Raw genomic sequence first — 20,627 nt, forward strand, 5'->3', positions numbered from 1 at the left:
ATGCTCCAACCCCGTTCCGGTGTCAAAATCCGCTATTGCACGTTGATTGCGGTTGTCGTCAGGAAGCGGATGAACGACGTGACAGGAATGCCCACCTATAAAAGGGTCCTTCCCTGTTTGGCCCGCTGTCTGAATACGCATCTGGCTTGGTTTTTCAACTTTACCGGTCGGGAAGTGGCAGATAGGGTCGTGCCGCAATTGGCAAGGAGGATACATGTCTGAGATTTGGTTTCGCACGGGTGAAGCAACGGTTCTAGCTGCGGAGGGCCAGGCAACCGATGCCATGCCCGAAATCGTGATTGGATCGGTGCGCGGCCCCGTTGGCCACGCGTTCGCCTCGATGATGGGTCAGGTCAAGGGACACACGCGCATGTTCGTGGTCCGCGACCTCAACCAGGCGGTACGTCCCGCCACGATGATGACGAGCAAGGTTACAATCAAGAATATGGCCTATGCCGAACTTCTGGGCGGCGTGGTGCAGGCGGCGATGGGCGATGCGATCGTCGATTGCCTGTCGGAAGGAATTCTTCCCAGGGACGAGGCCGACGACCTGTGCATGATCATCACGGTCTGGCTCGATCCGCGTTGTGTCGATGACGAGAACCTCGATCGTAAGGATCTTTACCGCACCAATTATGAGGCGACGAAGCTCGCAATTTCCCGCGCCATGACCGGCAGGCCGACGGTGGACGAACTCATCGCAAATCGCAAGACAATCAAGCACTACGCGCTTGACGGCGTGATCGACTACTGAGCCGCTCGGACGGCACTTCCAAAAAACAAAACGCGCTCCGGAGAGCGCGTTGTAGATGGGCGTTAGCCTGTCGTTTTCTAAGTTGTTGTCGGCCTGTATTCATTTACCCGCAGTGCTAAGCCCATATTCTAACTCAACCAAATATAGAATTTCGACTTATGCCCCCCACTGCTGTCCGCTCATTCCTTGCATGGTGGATGCTTCTTATTGTTTGTCCTATGCATCGAATTCACGATCACAAGTTGACGCTATGTTACGCAGCGTTACAGGAGCGTGACTCGAATGCGCTCAAAGCGGTTTTTCCCCGAAATCTGCATAGTCAATTGTAATTAATCTCCCGCATAACCCTTGAACGCGGACTAGTTCGCGGCTTGTCCGGCCTTCTTGCCCGATGAGTAGTGCGCACGTTTATCCTCGTACATCAGAAGGTCGGCGCGCTTGGCGACCGATTCCATCTTTTCGCCGATATTGCTGGTGGCCCAGCCGATCGACATGTCGAGTGGAATATTCGAATAATACTGATTGTTGATTTCGACCAGACTGCGGATCTCCTCGACAAGGCTTGCTGCACCCAGCTCGTCAATGGCGGGCATCAGCACGGCAAATTCGTCGCCGCCGATGCGGGCCGCATAGCAGGGGGCTCTGACAGCCTCGTTGAGCACCTCTCCCACCCGGCGTAGCATGCTGTCGCCGGCTGCGTGGCCCCACTGGTCATTGATGACCTTGAGCCCGTTGAGATCGAGGATGATGATGGAGACCGGGTGGAATTCGCGGCGTTCCAGCCTGTTGAGTTCGTCGACGTAAAAGGCACGATTGTAGAGTTTCGTCAGGACGTCGTGCTTGCCGAGATATTCGAGATAGGCCTCGGCCTTCTTGCGCGCGGTGATGTCGGTAAGCGATATCTGCACAAGCGCCCAGTCGTCTTCGTGGCCGGGCAAGACCGAGAACTGCAGCAATACGTGACGCTCGGTACCGTCCAGTGCATAGTTCACGGTCTCCCGCTGGTGGAACAGGTTGCCGTTCCAAAGATCGATCAGCTGCTCCCTGAAATGCGCATTCATCTCGTCCTTGAAAACGTCGTTGATGCGGCGCAGAAGCGTCATCTTGTCTGGTGCGAGAAAAAGCTTCAACGTCTCGCGATTGATGTCGACGACCCGTATCTCGCTCATGCACTGGCGCACGAATTCGGGGTGCACGTCGGTGAAAACGCGAAAATCGGTAATGCCCTTGTCGCGCACTTCGTCGAGGAGGCGCTTGATGCGGCTGAAGTCCTCGACCCATAGCGATACCGGCGAATGTTCGAAGAGCCCCTCGGCGTAGCGCTTGCTCTCAACCTGCTTGCGCCGAGCGTCTTCGCGTTCGGTTACATCCTCAATGGAAAGGAGAACCTGGCTCCAGCTGTCTTCGTAACCGGGCAGTACCGTACCACGCAACTGGATGTCGAGACGCCGCCCGGACAGCGTATAGTTGACGGTGGCGCTGGAAAACTCGGTCTCGCCTTCCCAAAGCGCCGATAGCTCCTGCACATGCGATTGCAGCATGTCGCCGCGAAAGATGGAGCCGAGATTCTGGGTGAGATGCTCGAGGTCCTCTGCCTCAAACAGCGTCAGCGTTTTCCTGTTGACTTTGATAACCTTGATCAGGCTCGAGCACTGCTTGATGCGGTTTTCATTTTCCGTGAGGTACGCCCTGATATCGGTGACGCCAGACGCCCGCCACGTTTCAAAAAGAGACCGAACCTCGCTGAAATCCTCGAGCCATAGTGAGATCGGTGCAAGGTCGAATGTTTCGGCGTGATGAGCCTGATCGTGCATATCGTTTTCGAACTTTCAAAGTCGGGGCCACGCACCTCGAAGCTGTGGCCCTCCAAATCAGTGAAAGCAAAGTTGGCTCAAAATCGCGTTGCCTACAACCCGTCCGTGTGCGGCATGGTCAACATTCCAATGCTTCGGCCGCTGCAATTGCCGACATGTTGACGATGCCGCGGCTGGTCACCGTAGGGGAAAGGATGTGCGCAGGACGTTTCGTGCCCATCAATATCGGGCCGACCGCCAGCGCATTGTTCAATTCCGTCAACAGGGTCATCGAGACGTTTGCCGCTTCCAGCGAGGGGAATACCAGAAGGTTTGCCTCGCCCTCATAGGCGGTCTTGGTAAGGAAGCGCTCACGCAAGGCCGGGTTGATTGCAAGATCCCCCTGCATCTCCCCCTCGACCAGAAGATCGGGAGCAGCCTTGCTGAGCAGTGCATAGGCGGCACGCATTTTTTCAGCCGGGGCGCCGCCGCGTGATCCGAAGCTCGAATAGCTCAGCAGCGCCGCCTTGGCATCGATATTGAAGCGCTTGAGGTGGTCGCGCGCCTGCAAGGCGATCTGCACGATCTCCTCGGCGCTCGGGTCGATGTTCATATGCGTGTCAGCGAGGAAGAACACGCCCTTACCCATGATCAGCATCGAGAGTGCCGAAAGCTGCGCCGAATCGTCGGCAAGGCCGATGATCGAGCGGATGTCGCGCGCATGTTTGATGAAGCTGCCTTGCAGGCCGCAGATCAAGGCGTCAGCCTCGCCGCGCCGCACGGCCAAGGCACCGATGACCGTCGTATTCGTGCGCACGATGGTGCGGGCCGTATCGAGCGTGACGCCCTTGCGCCCGACAAGATCGTGGAACTGGGTAACGTAATCGCGGTAGCGCGGATCGTCCTCGGGATTGATGATGTCGAAGTCGCGTTCCGGGCGAATGGTAAGGCCAAAGCGCTCGATGCGGTGTTCGATGACCGCAGGGCGGCCTATGAGCACCGGCCGGCCAATCGACTCCTCCATGATAACCTGCGTTGCCCGCAACACACGCTCGTCCTCGCCATCGGCAAAGGCAATGCGCTTGCCTTGTCCCATGGCGCGCTCGATCATCGGCTTCATCACCAATCCGGAGCGGAAGACGAAGCGCTTCAGGCTATCCTGGTAGGCGCGCATGTCCGCGATCGGGCGCCGCGATACGCCACTGTCCATGGCAGCCTGTGCCACCGCTGGAGCAATGCGCAGAATGAGGCGCTGATCGAACGGGGAGGGGATGAGATAGCCACGCCCGAATGTGGCGGCGGCATCACTGCCCATGGATTCCAGGGCCGGCTCATGGGCAAGCTGGGCAATCGCGTAGGCTGCTGCCCGTTTCATGTCATCATTGATCGTCGTTGCGCCTGAATCGAGCGCACCCCGGAAGATAAACGGGAAGCAGAGGACGTTGTTGACCTGATTGGGATAGTCGGATCGGCCGGTGCAGATCATCGCATCCGGACGCTCGGCAATGGCAAGCTCCGGCATGATCTCGGGTGTCGGGTTGGAAAGCGCAAGGATCAATGGGTCGCGCGCCATTTCGCGAATCATTTCGGGCTTCAAAGCGCCGGCTGACGACAGGCCTACGTAGATATCTGCACCGGCCATGACGTCGGCAAGTTCGGTCGCATTCGTGTCCTGCGCAAAGGCGCCGCGCCAGCGATCGACCGAGTTCGCCCGCTTCTTGGTGACAAGTCCTTGCCGGTCGGCAAGGTAGATGTTCTCGCGGCGCGCGCCGACGGTCTCCAGCATATTCATGCAGGCGATCGCAGCCGCGCCAGCACCGGAGGTGCAGATCTTGACCTCGGCAATATCCTTGCCCACGAGTTTCATGGCGTTGAGCACAGCCGCCGCAACGATGATTGCCGTGCCGTGCTGGTCATCATGGAACACGGGTATGTTCATGCGCTCGCGCAGGCTTTCCTCGATGTCGAAACAATCGGGCGCCTTGATGTCTTCGAGATTGATGCCGCCGAAGCTCGGCTCCAGCGGTGCAACGATCTCGATGAATTTTTTCGGATCGGTTTCATTCACCTCGATGTCGATGCTGTCGATGCCGGCGAATTTCTTGAAGAGGACCGCCTTGCCCTCCATTACAGGCTTGCTGGCAAGCGCGCCGATATTGCCGAGCCCGAGCACTGCGGTCCCGTTTGAGACCACGGCGACAAGGTTACCTTTGGATGTATAGAGATAGGCCTTCTCGGGGTCGGCTGCGATCTCTTCACATGGCGCCGCAACCCCGGGCGAATAGGCAAGTGCAAGGTCACGCGCATTGGCGAGCCGTTTGCTCGGCGTAATTTCAATTTTTCCCGGCTTTGGAAATTGGTGGAAGTCCAGAGCTGCTGCGTGAAGGCTTGCTTTTGCGTCTTGTGACATGGCCGTCTTGCCCCTTTCGTTTGGGATGAACCGTCACGCGCGCGTGCCAGCACCGACGAGAATGACCCAAGCAATTAAAAGTGGTAGCGGGCCATAAGGCAAAAGAATTTTTCCTGGAACAATGCCAATCGGCGTGTCGCACCTTGCGAAATCGCGGCAGCCTAACGGATTTGCAATTTTTGGCTGATAGCGTGATCGCAAACCACCCCCATCAACGGTTGCTTGCAATTCGGATCCCTTGGCAATGCCACCAGCCGCAACGGAACATAAAGCAGAAAAACGGCGCCAGGATCGCAAGCGGACCCGCCTGCGATCCGGCAAGCTTGTCACCTTGGACGGCCACTTCCTGACCGAATGCCAGTTCCAGAACATCGCCCATGGCGGGGCGAGGATAAGGCTGATCGGCTCGTGCGCCGTTCCAGCCCGCTTTTGGCTGTTCGACGATCAATATTGCGGCGCGCTGATCACGGAAGTCGTATGGCACAAGGAGCCGGAATTCGGCGTCCGCTTCGTCCAGGACCCCACCGTCGAACCCTTGAACGACACACTGCTCCAGACGCTCGCGGGCAAATATTACTCGCTTTGATCCAGTATCAGGGGCGTTCGAGGCCCTTGGTGTTCTGGTTGCGGATTTCCTTGGAACTGATGTAGTTGAACTGCTCGACGAGGAGGTCCTTGAGGAGCGGCTGCGGGAAATGCGCGTTGACGCGGTCGATGATGGATTTCTTCACATCATCGAACTTGACCTGCTGCACGTCCTTTACGTCCGAATACTGGCCGTAGAACTGTGAGAAGATCTCGTCATTGATGAAATAAGAGACGGGCACGGTCACCGACGCCTTGACCGATTTGTCAAGCGTATAGGCAAATTGCGTCACGACATAGCCATGCACCGCATTGTCGATGATGACTGGAACGCTGAAGACATCGGTCTTGCCATCATCGAGCACGACTTCACCGGCCTTCGGCGCGACTGATGCGGTCGCCGAATTCTGCCAAACGGCAAAATAGAGCGAGCCAAGCGCAACGCCACAAATCCAGAGGCCGATGATGGCGATGCGGATCATGCGCCCTGACCGTCCCGCAATTGCCTGACCGTATAGGTGCCGTCGGCTTCCTGGGTTTCGAGGGCGTCACGGATGAGCCCGGTCAATTCCGTAACGGCGCGCAGATGCAACTTGAGCGCATCGCAATTGCGGTCGAGCTTCTGGCGCAGATTGTCGAGGAACGGCTGCAGGTACCTCAGCGCCGACGTGTCGACGGTTTTGGCGGCTTTGCCCATTGCCTTGTTGAAGTCGCGCAAGCCGCGGCTCTTATTGGCATTGATATCGGCGAGGTCGACCGTCTGGCCATCAAGGAGCAGACGGGTCTCGCGCTCGACGACTTCCTCCAGCCTACGGATTGCAAAGAGCACTGGATCGAGTGCTGGTTCGTTTCTCTGGGCGAAAGCTGTCATATCGGTGCTTTTCTGATTATCGTTGACGGTTTCCATATGAATTCCCTCCAAACGTTTCGGCCTCAGCCTTGCCGGGTTGATTCGACGTCATCGGTCGATTTCAATTGCCTGTGAATGAGTTGCCGTTCGATCTGGTACAAAATGACATTTGAATCCTGCTGTTTGAAATTGGGTTGGTCATCAGTTTTGATACTGTTTTCAGTCGCGGCTTCGGCGGCGGCATTTTTTGCCTTCCGCGCGCTCTGCGCTTCGAGCATGCGCGCGATACCGATCCCGCCACCGTCGGACATCTTGTTGGCGATCGCCTCGGCCATCATCGATTTCCAGTAGTCGCCGGCAATTCCCTCACCGAAGACGGCCTGATTCTCGCCCGTGAACATCGACTCGACGAAGGATTGCAGCATGAAGGCCTCGAATTTCTTGTAGGCCTTGTTCGGCGCTTCGGCAGCCTTCGCGCTCCCAGCTTCCGGTTCCGCCTGCTGCAACGCAGCGAAACTGTCGCGCGAAAGCTGCATCTGCGCTGCAACCCGGTCGGATGCCATCGCCCGCAGCTTGTCCGCCGCTGCCCGCATCGCATCGGGATCCGCGGCCATGGCAACATCGAGCACCAGATCGGAAGGCGGATTAATGGCCATTGGTTGCAGCTTCGCTTCGTTGTCTCATGGGGTGCACTTTAATCGCCCAAACTTACGGGAGGCTTGAGCCTTAAATTTTCGGCGCTGCCAGTAAATGACTGATGTTCTCATCGAGCTCGGCGGCCGCCTCCGCACGGGTTAGCTTTGCGTCAAGGGCACGCAGCTTGTCGCTCAAGGTGTCAATCGTGCGCGAAATCCGCAGCCAGTTCTGTCGTTCTGTCATTGCGGTATCGGCCAATGATGCCTGTCGCGCCTTGTTGGTTTCGAGCCGTCTCATGATGATACCGACGGGAACGATGCTGGCCTCCGCTCCGAAACGACTCTCATGCATTCTGAAGAGGTCGAGATTTTCCGCTTCGACCGCCGCTGATTGCGCTTGAAGTCGGGCAAGCTCCATCTCGTGTCGCAACTTCGTGAGTTCCTGCAGGCGGATCAATTCGCGATAGGTGGCGCACGTCGCTGCCATATCAGAAACTCCTCAGATAGGCGCCGGCCTCGCTGGTGAAGAAACGCAAGAGGTCTGGCATGGCGAAATAGAGCAGCATCAGACCGCCCGCGAGCACGAAGGGCATCGATATGAAGTAGACCGGGATAGACGGCGTCAGCTTGTTGATCAATCCGATGGCAATATTGACCACCACGGCGAAAACGATGAAGGGCGCGGCAATACGGATGGTGCTGAGGAACGCCCTCGACAATGTATCGGTCAGATTGACCATTGCGGTCGACGCCTGGAAATTTCCGTCGACGGGAATGGCCGAGTAGGATGACAGGAGCGCCCGGAAAACCTCGAGGTGGAGGTCCGAAATAAAGAACAGGCAGAGCGCTGACAGGGTCACGAAGCTTGCGATTGCCGCCTCCGGCTCCTCGGATTCGATGGCGCCACCGGGGGCTCCCGAATATCCGGTCGCCATGGCGATCGCTCCCGCCATGAATTGCAGCGCCCAAAAATAGAGGCGAGCAAGAACACCAATCATGCCGCCGGTAATGATTTCGATGACGATGATCCGCATCAGCGGCAAGGGCGCCGACCGCGCGGCTGGCTCGACTTGCGCGAGGACCATTGGCACCACCATCAGCGAGCAGGCGAGGGCGACGAACAGGCGGATTTGCATCGGTATTCGCGGGCTGGAGAGGCCCGGCATGACAAGCAGGCATGCCCCCACGCGCGCGAAAACCAGAAAGGCCGCGATGATCGTGTCGCTCATTTGCGGCATTTGCGGCAACTCAGGAAATCGTGCCGAGCGAACGCACTTCGACCCCGCGAGCGATCTCGACATGGGAGAGCACCGACAGCGTCGCAAAGAGCCGTTCGATAATCATCCGGATATAGGGCCGCGCCTCCGGCGATGCGACGAGAACAAAGCGCTCACCGGCATCGAGATATTTACGGATCGCGGCACTCGCCTCCGTGCCAAATTGCTCGAGCAGCCGCGGATCGATGTCGAACTCGACGATCTCGCCCTTGGCATCGCGCTTCAGGCTCTGGTGGAAGACGAGATCCCAGCGATTGCCAAGCCTGAGCACCGAAAGTACGCCATTATCGGCAAGATCGCCGCAGATTTGCTGGGCCATGCGCATGCGCACGTGCTCGACGATCATCTCGGAGCGACGCACATGCGGCGCGACTTCGGCAATGGCCTCGAGGATGAGGTTGAGATTGCGGATCGATACCCGTTCCGTCAAGAGCAGCTTCAGGACTGCCTGCAGTCCCGAATAGGAAAGATGCGCGGGGCAAATGTCGTCGAGCAGTTTCTTGTATTCCGGGCCGAGGCGGTCGAGCAGACCACGCATGTCCTTGTAGGACAGGAGCTGCGCCAGGTTGTTGCGGACGATTTCGCTGAGGTGAGTGAGCAGGACCGACAGGTTGTCGACGGTCATGTAGTTATCGCGCTTCAGCTCCGCAGCAAACGTTTCCGGCACGGAATAGGCCTTCATGCCGAAGGCGGGCTCCCGCACTTCTTCGCCGGGGACGTGCGGGGGCGGCCTGTCGCCCGGGATAACCAGAATTTCACCGACCCGGACTTCATGCGAAGCAACGACCGTTCCGTGAATCTTGATGCGGTACGTCTTCGGCGGCAGCAGGAAGTCGTCCGTGACCTTGATCTCGGGCACGACAAATCCATATTCGACGGCGAATTTCTTGCGCATCTTGTTGACGCGGTGGGCAAGTTCGAGCTGCGAAGCCAGAAGCTTCGCCGAAAGCTGTTTGCCGAGGCAAAGCTCGATCTGCGCGGTTTCGAGCGAGGCGCGAACCGAGTTGCGATCCTCTTCGGCGGCGGCGTGCTGTCTCTGGGCAATCTCGGCCTGGGCAGCCGCAGCCACCCGCGCCAGCTTGCGCGGAACCGAAATGCCGATCGCCGTCAGGCCGATTGCCAGGATAAAGAAGGGAAAGGCCGGCAGACCGGGCAGGCTGCCGAGGACGAAAAGCAGGAGCGCGGCAACGAAGAGTGCCTTCGGGTAGGCGCCGAGCTGCCCGAACACCGCCTTGTCGGCGGAGCCGCGCGTGCCGCCCTTTGAAACAAGTAGGCCGGCGGCAAGCGAAACGATCAGGGCCGGAATCTGCGTTACCAGACCGTCACCCACCGAGAGTTTGGTGAAGACGTCAGCGGCGTGGCTGACATCCATGCCGTGGCGGGTGACGCCGATGATGATGCCGCCGAAAATGTTGACGGCGGTGATGATGAGGCCGGCGATGGCATCGCCGCGCACAAATTTGGACGCACCGTCCATGGAACCGAAGAAAGCGCTTTCCTCTTCAAGCTCACGCCGGCGATGCTGTGCCTGCTTTTCATCGATCAAGCCCGACGAGAGATCGGCATCGATGGCCATCTGCTTGCCGGGAATGGCGTCGAGAGTGAAGCGTGCGCCGACTTCCGCGATGCGCGTCGCGCCCTTGGTGATGACGAGGAAGTTGACGATGATCAGGATCGCGAAGACGACAAGACCGATGACAAAGTCGCCGCCCATGACGAATTGCGAGAAACCGTGGATGACCTGTCCCGCAGCTCCGTAACCCTCGTCGCCATGGGTGAGGATGACACGGGTTGTCGCGATGTTCAGCGAAAGCCGCATCATTGTAGCGATCAGGAGGACAGTCGGAAAAGCCGAGAAGTCGAGCGGCCGCTGAATCCACAGGGCGACCATCAGGATCAGCACGGACAAGGCGATGGAGAAGGCAAGGCCGATGTCGAGAACAATTGGCGAGACCGGCAGGAAAAGCACGGTCAGGATGACGACGATGCCGAGGGCAAGGCCGACATCACTGCCGGTCAGATAGCCTTTGTCGCCCAGGCGTTTTACTGCAACTTGCTGCACGGTCGTCTCCTATTGTCGCAGTAACAATAGGGGGCGAAGCTTGCGCGAGGCAGGCAGCGGCTGGTGAAGAAGCGCAGCGTATCGAGCTTTGTAACGACGGGAGTTTGTTAAATCCCTGAGCCGTCCAGCTGCTCGGCGTCTTCACCTTCCCAGGGTGCGGGCATGGAGGTGCGGTTTAGATTGGCCGAGGGCATCGGCATCCAGCACTTCAATTCCGGCTCGGCATATTCGACGACACGGCCGGGTGAGGAATCAGAGGCGCGCCAGCCTTCGGCACCAAACTGGTCGCCTTTGGACCAATATGCGAGGTCAACGTCTGCCTGCCCCTGTTCAGTTGGGCGGATCGTTACAAGGATTCGACTGCCGTCTTTCGGTGCGCTTGCCATGTGGCGCCAACGGTCTGGCTCGTCCATTGTCTTTTCCACTTGCCTCGGTGGGTTGCAAGTTTCTCCCCGCTATCGAAAGCGGTCAACTAAACTTTTCATAGGCTATCGCCCGAATTCTGCTTTGTAGGTGGGATTTGATGCCCGGAAACGGAGTTCGGAGGTTGGGATGAACGATCAAACCGTGCGGATGGCGCTTCAACGTCATTGGGAAGCATCGGACGCGAGCGACTTCGAGGTCGAGCATGAGATCTATCGTGATGACGCTGTGCTCTACTATCCGCAATCGAATGAGCGGATTCGTGGCCGGCACAATATTCAAGAGAGCCGAACAGTTCAGCCGAACAAGAAGCGCTTCACGGTCCAGCGAATTATCGGCAGCGGTGATCTCTGGGTCTCTGAATTCGTGCTCACCTATGACGGTATACCAACCTATGCGGTGAGCATCATGGAATTCAGCGAAGGACTTGTGGTCAACGAAACGCAATATTTCGCCGATGGATTTGAACCTGCGCCCTCGCGCGCGCATCTGGTTGAACAAGCCAGCGAGCGGACAGAGACCACCTAGCCGAAAATAAGGGGAACCGGGCGACTTCCTCCGCGTATGGCCCGACGCTCGACGTCTACTGGAGATCAAAGAACACCGTGTAGACCAGTCTTTCCTCGACCACTTTGCGCCGTCTCGTCGCACCGCCACGTTGTTCGGCGATGGTCCTGTCCGTGTAATAGCGTTCGTATTCACGTATGGCGAGGCGAGCCGGTTTGCCAGCGGTATCTGGCAAGGTCACATTGGCGCTCCATATAACGGGGTCGAACAAATCGGGCGGGATCTGGACGACGTCGATCGGGCTCGCGATGTGCGTCAGGTCGAGGCTGATCCGCTGCCCCAAGCGGTCGGCAACGGCCGGAGGTGCTTCTACCCTTACGGCCGGCTGATCGAATAAGGTCGTCGTAACGATCGGCCCTATTCCAGCGACAGGCGCCAATATGGCCGAGGTCAGCACCTTCTGATCGATCCAGGCGAGGTCGGAATCGATCGCCGGGTCGCGGGTCTGCAGTACGAGCTCGACCTTGTTTCTTCCGGTTTCGACCGCTTGGCCGGGGAGGGGGATGAAGGAAATGTCCTGGTATTCCGAGTCGGTCGGGAATTTCATTGGACCATGACTTGGTACCGTGCCCCGTAGCTTGACCGCGACCGCGGCGCCGTCGCGTTGGAACGATGAGCGGCGGCGCGGCAGGACTTGCGAGAAATCAGCAAGCACGACCTTCGAAATCTTTGCGCCTGCAAGCGCGTTGGGCTGATAGCGGACCAGCGCGAGCCGCACGAACGGCATATAGCTGCTGCCTGGATTAAGCTCGATGTCGCAATACCAGAGCGAGCGCGCCTGATCCCAATGAACGCGGTGGCCGATGATCTGCACCTGCTGCCCTGCCGCTTGCGGCTCAAGCAATGGTACGGCCTCATTGATAACCCGCGAGGGAAAATCAGTGATGCGGATCGCGTTTTTCGGCAGCGACGTATCCCACAACGGATCGAGGCCCCACTGCGTTACCAGCGGAACGACAGGCACCGGAATATCGGTAAAGCGGGCATTGTCCTGCAGGATCACGACGCCGAGCAATTCGCCGTTCCCCGAGGAGAACCAGGGCCGCTCAAGCCATACGCGCAGGCCGTTGCCAAGCCGTACTGTATCGAGAGATGAATTGTCCGCGGTTTCTTCCCAGCGGAAAGTGGGCATGACGTAGACGATGCGCGGCTCGTCGGGTGCCGCGCTCGATTTGACGATGGTGAGCGGGGCCGCGCCAGGCTGGACAAGGAATGGAGCGCCCGGGTCATCATCCGCGCCAAGCTGGAATTGCTGGCCCTCGGCAATAGGCCCAAGGCGTGTAACCTGATCTTTCTGTTCATAGATTGATGGCGGAAGATACTCGCGGAATCGCGTCGTAGCACACACCTTGTACTCGATCAGCCGGAATTTTGTGTCGCCGAATTCGTGCCGGTCGCCCCGGGCGCGCGGGCGCGCGGCGTCATATTGCTGCGCGTTCACCGCGCCGTTAAGATCGAATGTGTTTTCGTGGTTCTCGGCAAGCAGGACTTCGCCGAGCGCCCCATGGGAATCGACAAGTTCCGGTCCCGGCTTTTCCAGATCGTCGATCCACTCCTTCCAATGCGCTTCGACTTCGAATTTTCCGGTGCTGGGTCCGTGCAGCCGCACCTGCGCTCGCAAGATGGCAAACTGGTCGTTCATGCTGCGGCCGGCGACGAGCTTGATCATTTCGGGCGCGCATACCGGTTGCTGGGTGGCGTGGACGAGGGTGAGTTCGCGATAGGGCGTCATCATCCACGCGCAGCCGAGTTCGGCCATGCCGCGCAGAAAGTCCCGCTCGCCGGCGGTGTCAATCCATCCCGGCAAACCAAAGGAGTCCATGAATTTCTTATGTGCGAAGCTGGCATAGCGAAGGCGTGCGATACGGCCCTTGGCGATAAATAGTGTCAGGACACGTTTGTCCTCATCCCAGGAAGGCGTCCCATCGTCGTTGAATGTTTCGTCACAAGGTGGATCAAGGAGCGATGCACCACGCTCCTGAAGGACGATCCTGAACCCGGTTGAGTCCGGCCATTCCTTGCCATGGGCGACAACCAGAACGAGTTCCTGGTTCGGGGCACGCACCACCGCAGCGCTCGGCCCGAGGACGACGGGCACGGTCACGCCGGGAATCGAATGGCCTTGCATGGCCCGCAATGCGAAGCCTCCAGATGCTCCATCCGGAAGATAGGGCGTGGAAACCTGAGCGTCGCGATGAATCACGTATTGGCCGGCGGCGAGGCGATCGCCGGTGGGGTTGTCCGGCGAGGGCAATCGCAGCGGCAATACGGTCCGTGTGGCAGTTCCTGCTATCGCCGCAGGCGTGATGAGTTCGGGCGTCGATGTTGCCGTCGGATCGTTCAAGGTTCCAGCCTCGCGGCTTGCAATCGCGTAGGATGTCTTGATCGAGGCGGGATCAGCAAAGTAGACGTCGAACAGTCCGTGCTGCTCGCATTGCAGTTGCGAGGATTTCGGCGGCACCACATGCCGCTCGTTGCTGGCCGTGTAATCGAAATCCTGCGAAGCCGGCAGCTTGATCGCATCCTTGAACGGCTTCTTCTTCAGATAGCCTTCGGGGTCGACGTCGAAGTTGCTTCTTATCACCATCCGCTCGAGCGACTCGCCCTCACTCACGCGTGCGCGATGAACAAGTACGGGAGGGTCAACAGGTTCGAAGCGCAAATAGCCCACGGGTTCGCTGACCTGCTTGTCGTCTTCAAGCGACCTGTCGTCCACGCCGAGGCTGTTACCGGCCAGATCCACCAACCGTGCCCGGAAGCGGTATTGTGTGCCGAATCTCAGGCGCGGCAAGCTGCCTTTGGCCGCGACGAACGTTGCCGATACCCCATTGCCGCCGCTTGTCGCCTCATCTGCAACCGTCTCTGGGGTTTCACTTTGAACGCCGGAGGTGGGATCGCTGCTCGCGCGCAGCGTTTTTCCGGGGCGCTGCGTTACCAGGCTCCATCCCGTCCAGCGAAACATCGATTCGTGCAGATAATGATCATCCGGGTCGGCATCCTCACTGGCCGAACTTGTCGTCGACGCCCCCTTCACATAGCCTTCATCGTCTTCAAGGGGCAGGTCTTCGTTCGTGGCAATGAGCTTGTAAGTGCCATGGCGGCCGCAAAGGGTATGCCACTTCTCAGGCGAGCCGCCAATTACGGGCTGAACGTCGACTCTATACCCCCGCAATAGATCTTCAGTGAACAGAACAACCTTCTTTCCTGCGCCGGACTTTACCGCTGCGTCCTTCAGCGCCGCAGATGCAGCACTCTGGGCAATCGTGAGCGCCTTGCCATGGCGGGATATGCCAAGTCCGCCCGTGCGAAGGGCAGCGACCGCCTGCTTGTCGCCCGTCGTATAGGTGACTGCACCGTCGGCGCCGATTGCCAGGCTCTTTCCCACAAGGTTCTGTGCGGTAATGACAAAATCCACCGTCTTCAGGGCTGCACCATCCGGGTCGACCTGATAGACGTCGAACAGGGTGCGCTTGTCATTGTTCCATTTATCGTCGGCATACTGCAGTTTCAGTAAGCCCCGCTCGTGATCCTGCGTCCTTGGACGCGTCACAAACCGGTACTTGTCAGCTATCCATGCGGTCTGCGGGCAGGAATCATCCGCCGGATCGTGGGCGCTCCCCCATGAAAGGTTGAGTGACATTCGCCCTTGCACCTGCGGGGCAGCATTGAGCGCGAGATCAATGGGCGAATTCGGCTGGACCACGCAATCGATCACCAGGCCAAGGCGTCGCAGGAGCCGCGGATAATCGCTGTAGGAAGCGACGATACGATGGAAATCGAAATCGGGCGCTTTCGGCGGGGCAGGGACGTCGACAAGCTTGGGGCGGCGCAATTGCTTTTGCGCGTCAAGCTTGTCGAGCTTTGCTTGTGTCAGAGGCTCGCGGCGGTAGAAGCGATTCGCCTGGTAGAAAGCATATTCTGCCGCGGAGGAGAATTGCCCCATAATGCTTGAATCGGCGCCGCCCCCGGCAGGATCGTGCCAGTCCGGAGGCAAGGCGCGGACTGGAAACTGCCCGCTGGACCTGGGGTTTCCCTGCTCATCGACATCCACACCAACGACCTGTCCGCGGTAAATACTCTTTGTGCCGAAGACGGTATTGCGCAAACGGTTCTCAGTGCCCTCGCGACCTTCATCGTCGAAAAAGCGGTTGAAGCCCGGCACGAGGTATTCGATTTGCCGGTCGCCGAGGTTGATTTTTTCCGTGCGGGTGCCGAGTTCGCCAAGCAGGTCCTTCAGGCCTGGATGGGCTTGCGACCAGGGCAGGAGGGTTGGCGGCGTCCCTGTCGATTGGATCGCGAGGTTCTTATAGTGCTTGCGCAACGTTCCAAGAACGTTGCGCATGGGGAACGAGCGGAGATTGACCTTGCTCATGTCCTTGAAAACGTATCCGCTGACAGGGGTTTGGGCTGAGAACAGCTTGGCCCAGAGATCGGCATCGGGGTCGCTTATACGTCTAAGCTCAAGCTCGTCAGGGCCAACCTGCAAGGAAAACTTCACGTTATCGAGCGTTTTTGGCCAGTTGCGCCATTCCGGAAACGCCTTCAACACCTGCTCGTCAGACGCCTCGGGCGTCAGCCGGGGAGACGCGACCAGGGACACGCGCAATTGGCCGGCAAATTCGCCGTCTTCCACGCGCCCATTGGGCAGTACCGTCCAAAGAATGGTTTGTCTTGCCATGCTCCCCTCCCTTAGGCGAACGCCTCTACATATTCACGCCATGCGTAATCGGTATCGGTGTCGATCAGTTCGAGCTCCTCGGCGATCGGCAGCGCCGCGTTGACACCCATGAGATCGCGGAATGTCGGATCGCCGTTTGCTCCGGCAAATTTTCGTTCGCAGGTTACGGTGACGCTTGTCGAGAACATGAATATTTCAATTTCGATTGTCAGCTGCGCCTTGCCGACGCATTTTCCGCTCTCGAATTCGTAGCGAAGTTCGAGATAGAGTTCGAGCGAACAGGAAATCAGCCCAAGTACGCTCACATAACCGCCGAGGCGGAAATAGCCGGTCAACGAACAAGCATCTTTCTCCATGCGGAAGTAGATGCCCGCCATGACATGGACGCCGCCAGAGGCGACGCCGAGATCGATGGAGATGCTCGCACCGAATTCAAAAGACGCCTCAAGGATCTGTATGCCGTGCGGGTCCAGCGTAATGCCAAAAAATCCGCCGCCACCGAAAAGCGAAACAGTCAGGTTGAATGGCTGTTCGCGGGTGCAGAAATTAAAGCGGACGGACAGCGGCTGTCCGATGAACGGCACGGTAAAGCCGGCGCCAAGGCTCAGATTGCTGAGGTTGAACAGACCGATGGCAATTGTCGGCAGTGTAAGCGAAAAGCCGGCATCGATGCCCTGAGGTGTAATGTCGAGATAGGGCGGATCGGAGAAGCCATCGAGCGGTATGAGATCGCGCAAGGTCTCGACGAAACTCAGCGGCCCGACAAATTTGATGTCGTTGAGCAGGACGTCGACGTCCATCTTCGCGGCACTGTCGACGCGGAACTCGATCTTCTCGAAATTCAGTTCGATGAAACTTGCCGGTGCGATCAAGACCAGGTCGAAATGCTTAAGGCTGCAGACGACGTTGATCTTCGGCGCGCTGCTGCCGTTCTTCTTGACCTTGGCTTCCACGGCGACGAGGAAGCCGCGTTTGTCATTGGCGCGGAACATCGGGTTTTTCGCTTTGTCGACACCCGGGAGGGCCCAGTTGTCGATCGGCGGGTTCCAGTCGAAGCGGATCGTCAGCTCATCGCCGGTCAGCATTTCGAGGAGTTTTAAAAGGTCGCCTGCCGCGTTGAGGATCTCGACGACGAGTTCGATGGCCGAAAGAATTGCCTGTTTTGGCGCGCCGTCGAGCAGTCGCGACGCTTTGATGGTATCGTGCAAGGGGGTGATCTTAGCCTGAACCGTCGTCAGCAGACCGCCGAGCGTGGCGGGATCGCCCAGCAATTGCGGCAGGTTTTCCGGGTGGCCGACAATCGCCTCGAGCGCCAGATAAAGCTCTTTCCCTTGCGAGATAAGGGTGGTGATCGTCGCCACGTCGTTCGCGAGTGCTTTGGTCTGGTTGGCGATCTGCTTCAACGACTGCCGGAAGCCTGCTGGAAGCGATACGCCCCCGACCTGCGCATCGGCGGCCGCCAGCAACTGGTCAGCGGCGTTGTTGACATTGGTGAGAGCGCCGGCAAGTCCGCCCAGCGGCAGGGCGAGGTCGACGCTCGTTACCGCCAGCAGCGGAGCGATTTCCGATTTCACCGCAAGGACCGCATTCTTCAAATCATTTACACGCGCCTTGGCATTGGCGACGAGCGCTGCTTGATAGGCTTCGGCCTGCTCAATGAGGTCGTCCAAAGTTCCGCGGACAACCTCGAGGGCCGCATCGGTGATGCTACCCGGACTGTCAGCCAGGTGCGTGACAAATTCGAAGAGACGCACGAGCCCGTTGATGAAGCTTTCGACCTTGGTGCTGGCTTCGCTGGCAAATTTCGGGACCTGTTCGGGCTTGTCGCCAAGGTTGGTGACAGCCTGGATGACATCGCCGAGCGGAATGCAGCCAAACAGCAACGGCAGGGGAAGATCGGACAGCGTGGCCGGAAACGCATTGCTGCCGGTCATCTTCCCATCCATGAAGTCGGAAACGTTGCCGGTTACCGGGCCGGTCAGACGCGAGAGCGCGCTCGGCGTGAGGTTCGGCTGGACAAATCCTCCCGACCTGTCCCCCTGGGTTGAAAAATTAAGCTGAGCCATGCCGGGCTCGCTGACGACGTCGACAAAGACTTCGCCCTGGTTGTTGGCAAAGCCGGCGCTCAGATAGCGTGCGTTCCATTTGACCGTGTTCGATGCGGAACTGCCGGTCAACTGCGCAAGGGCGGCAATGCGAACGCCGGCCTGTTGGACCATGGGGTAAAAGATGGGTTTGGAAAGGTTCTCGCTGTAGGCGCGGAGCTTGAGGTTCTGTTTCTCGACAAAACCGTCAAACGTTATCGATTCCGCCTCGACCGAAGTGTCACCGGCTTTGACGCTTGGTGCGAGCGCTACGCGTTGGCGCTTGAGCGGGGCAGTCTTCCAACCCGAATGAGAAGGATCGTTCCAGGCGCTGCGGGCCTTATCGGCATTGGTTTCGGCAAGATCGAAATTGGGCTTCAGAACCGGGGCTGAGCCGTCCTTCACCGGGCTTGTCAAAGAAAAATCGATAAAGATCATCGGGAGTTCGAATTGTACCGTGCGGCCGTCGATGTCGGTGGCCGACATCTGGAACTTGAAGGGTTGCCCGCCGACGCAAGGCCAGAACATGGTCTGGTTGCCGACGATCGAGCCCGGCCCCTGATCCGGCCTGTCGAGGCTTGGCGTGACGGCGGTCAGAATTCGGACACTCGAAAACGGCAATTGCCGGTGCAGCGCGATGGTCTCGTCCTTGTTGGTAAGGTCCGGATCCACGAATGTGCGTTCGCGCTCACGCACTATGATGAAAAGCCGCTGGCGCAGGTATGCCGTATTGCCCGGCATGGCCTGGTCCGATCCCTTGCCATTGTGGAATTTGCGCTCGCTAACCTTGATGAGGGAGACTCGATGACCGAATGGGAAGAGGAAACCCTTATAGACGACACGCACATAGTGATCCCGCCCCATGGTGGCGCGATGAGCCCATTCCTCCACGGACAGGCCAACGGGATCCCAGCCGCCCCTTGAATCCAGCCAGCCACCAAGGGCAGAAAGCATCATGAGGTTGGCATTGACCGGCAAAGGTGCGTAGTTCGATTTCGAGAAATTCGACGAGAGGTGGACGATCTGAAAGCGATCGAAATCGTCCATGGGCATGCGGAACGGGCTGTTGTTAGGATTGGGCAAGTTGCCCGCGGGATAGTCCGATTGCATCGGCTTGGGTGATCCCTCGCCGGTGAGCGCCCACACGGCTCTCACGGTCCGTTGCGAGTCAGCATTTGGCGGCTCGATCGTCGGTCCGGTTTGGGATGGTGCGACGAGGCGCGAATGCCACAGTTCGGTCCGCCCGGTCTGCTCCGAATAAATCGGAAGCGCCGCATGGCGCCAGCGCTCCGCGCCGTGCGGACTGAGGATCAGCCGCCATGGCATTTCGATTGCAGTCTGGTTCAGGCCTGGCAGTGCCGGGCGCGGACCCCGTAACGTCGGGAAAGTGCCGGCGTCGATGACAGGTCCGATCTGGACAAGATCGGATGCGCCGAGCCTGCCGGGTTTCAGCGCCTTCAATCCGGGACCACCCGTGGCCTGGCGCAGTTCAAACGCGCTTGCATTGCCCTGGACAGCGGCGATGCGCAGGCTTCGCGCCGCAAAACTTGTCAGGGATGCTCGTTGACGTGCACTCAACTTGCCGAGATTGGAGGCGAATATATCGGTAAAGACAATCGGAGGGCGGGGCGCTGCAGGCGGCCGTGCATTGGCGGGAACGGAAAGTTCGAGCGTTTCGCAGGCGGCAAGGACATCCTCCAGCGTATAGGGAATGTCGAAGCCGTCCGGAACTTTGAACGCGAGCCTCGATTCGCCGGCAATTCGCGCACGGACCGGTGGTCCCGTGAGTGCTTCCGCCCCGCCAGGCTCGGGTTTTGGCGGAGTGCCGGGGCGGGGAGGGTCCGGGTTGTGCGTGGCAGTGGGAGGCGTTTCGAAGAAGGTCTCCTCGGTAATGGTCTGCGGCGGGAAATGTACGATCAGGCTCGCAGAGCCGGCGGCTGACTTCTTCAGCCGCGGCTTTGCCCCGCCTGATACGGTCAGGTTGATGAACTCGAGCCGCAATACCAGCATGTCGCGCGGCCGCACCACCGCATCACCCCGGCGATTGGTGTCGAAGAAATTCTCGTTGGGATCCGGAATGAAGATGGGATGATCAGGAATTCGGTCGACGATGGGGCCGATGGCTCCCGTAACAAGATCGGAGGCTTGCACGGGCGGCGCTGCTTGTGTTCCACGCACCAACTTTGACGGAGTGGAACTCACCGTCGTTGAAATCGGCTTCTTTGGAGGCATGGCGAACTTTCCTTCACGAAAGTCCGACCATCCATTCAACAAAGCTATCCATTGAAAAGATACGCCGGGCTCGTTCGAACCACGCCGCGTTTCCCAGGATAATGGCTCACCACCCGGATCTGGGTAGCCAACTCGTCTTCATCAAATGTCATGTGCCGCTGCGAATGGCATGCTTCTCAAGAGTCTTGCAGCGTGCACGGCATGGCCGGATAACAGGACAGTGCTTGTCTTGTGATTGTTTGCGAATGCGGCATCGATGTTGGACCGGTGTGGTCCG

The 20,627-nt window shown here is 58.7% G+C and carries 14 protein-coding genes; 3 read left to right on the forward strand and 11 right to left on the reverse strand.

Translation table 11 applies throughout. The features are described 5' to 3' along the window. Positions 1-214 precede the first annotated feature (214 nt). Positions 215-754 (forward strand): formaldehyde-activating enzyme, encoded by a 540-nt coding sequence (fae, locus tag AC1DNI_RS20800; RefSeq protein WP_027233032.1) that lies wholly within the window; start codon positions 215-217, stop codon positions 752-754. A gap of 359 nt (positions 755-1,113) precedes the next feature. Here the strand turns inward: fae and AC1DNI_RS20805 are convergent, their stop codons facing one another. Both AC1DNI_RS20805 and AC1DNI_RS20810 read right to left on the reverse strand, forming a co-directional pair. Then, complete coding sequence (locus AC1DNI_RS20805) at positions 1,114-2,568, reverse strand: sensor domain-containing diguanylate cyclase (protein ID WP_477693268.1); 1,455 nt, start codon at positions 2,566-2,568, stop codon at positions 1,114-1,116. Between the two features lie 118 nt (positions 2,569-2,686). After that, positions 2,687-4,957, reverse strand: coding sequence for an NADP-dependent malic enzyme (locus tag AC1DNI_RS20810; RefSeq protein WP_477693269.1), 2,271 nt, complete (start codon positions 4,955-4,957; stop codon positions 2,687-2,689). 244 nt (positions 4,958-5,201) lie between these two features. Between AC1DNI_RS20810 and AC1DNI_RS20815 the strand changes: the two genes are divergently transcribed. After that, positions 5,202-5,543, forward strand: coding sequence for a PilZ domain-containing protein (locus AC1DNI_RS20815; protein ID WP_027233035.1), 342 nt, complete (start codon positions 5,202-5,204; stop codon positions 5,541-5,543). Positions 5,544-5,550: 7 nt separating this feature from the next. On the opposite strand, the gene AC1DNI_RS20820 is transcribed toward AC1DNI_RS20815, so the two are convergent. The 7 genes from AC1DNI_RS20820 to AC1DNI_RS20850 all read right to left on the reverse strand — a co-directional run bounded on the left by AC1DNI_RS20820 (position 5,551) and on the right by AC1DNI_RS20850 (position 10,779). Continuing rightward, positions 5,551-6,024 carry a hypothetical protein gene (locus tag AC1DNI_RS20820; protein WP_036815149.1) on the reverse strand — a complete coding sequence of 158 codons (474 nt, stop codon included), beginning with the start codon at positions 6,022-6,024 and terminating at the stop codon, positions 5,551-5,553. Beyond that, entirely contained in the window at positions 6,021-6,449 is a 429-nt protein-coding gene (locus tag AC1DNI_RS20825) for a flagellar protein FlgN (RefSeq protein WP_477693270.1), read from the reverse strand. Before AC1DNI_RS20825 ends, AC1DNI_RS20820 begins: the two co-directional genes overlap by 4 nt. A gap of 26 nt (positions 6,450-6,475) precedes the next feature. After that, on the reverse strand, positions 6,476-7,048 hold the full coding sequence (locus AC1DNI_RS20830; protein ID WP_477693271.1) for a rod-binding protein: 573 nt from the start codon (positions 7,046-7,048) through the stop codon (positions 6,476-6,478). A 70-nt stretch (positions 7,049-7,118) separates the two neighbouring features. Beyond that, positions 7,119-7,514 (reverse strand): hypothetical protein, encoded by a 396-nt coding sequence (locus AC1DNI_RS20835; protein WP_477693272.1) that lies wholly within the window; start codon positions 7,512-7,514, stop codon positions 7,119-7,121. Position 7,515: 1 nt separating this feature from the next. After that, on the reverse strand, positions 7,516-8,265 hold the full coding sequence (fliR, locus tag AC1DNI_RS20840) for a flagellar biosynthetic protein FliR (RefSeq protein WP_477693273.1): 750 nt from the start codon (positions 8,263-8,265) through the stop codon (positions 7,516-7,518). A 10-nt stretch (positions 8,266-8,275) separates the two neighbouring features. Beyond that, positions 8,276-10,366, reverse strand: coding sequence for a flagellar biosynthesis protein FlhA (gene flhA / locus AC1DNI_RS20845; RefSeq protein WP_477693274.1), 2,091 nt, complete (start codon positions 10,364-10,366; stop codon positions 8,276-8,278). Between the two features lie 107 nt (positions 10,367-10,473). Beyond that, positions 10,474-10,779 (reverse strand): hypothetical protein, encoded by a 306-nt coding sequence (locus AC1DNI_RS20850; RefSeq protein WP_477693275.1) that lies wholly within the window; start codon positions 10,777-10,779, stop codon positions 10,474-10,476. 139 nt (positions 10,780-10,918) lie between these two features. Here AC1DNI_RS20850 and AC1DNI_RS20855 point away from each other — a divergent pair, with 139 nt between their 5' ends. After that, entirely contained in the window at positions 10,919-11,317 is a 399-nt protein-coding gene (locus AC1DNI_RS20855) for a nuclear transport factor 2 family protein (protein ID WP_477693276.1), read from the forward strand. A 55-nt stretch (positions 11,318-11,372) separates the two neighbouring features. On the opposite strand, the gene AC1DNI_RS20860 is transcribed toward AC1DNI_RS20855, so the two are convergent. Together AC1DNI_RS20860 and AC1DNI_RS20865 are read right to left on the reverse strand one after the other, a co-directional pair. Continuing rightward, the gene (locus AC1DNI_RS20860; protein WP_477693277.1) at positions 11,373-16,034 is read right to left on the reverse strand and encodes a hypothetical protein; all 4,662 of its coding nucleotides are present in this window, start codon (positions 16,032-16,034) and stop codon (positions 11,373-11,375) included. Positions 16,035-16,045: 11 nt separating this feature from the next. Continuing rightward, positions 16,046-20,350, reverse strand: coding sequence for a hypothetical protein (locus AC1DNI_RS20865; RefSeq protein WP_477693278.1), 4,305 nt, complete (start codon positions 20,348-20,350; stop codon positions 16,046-16,048). Positions 20,351-20,627 lie beyond the last annotated feature (277 nt).

This window comes from Phyllobacterium sp. 01N428 (assembly GCF_056399405.1).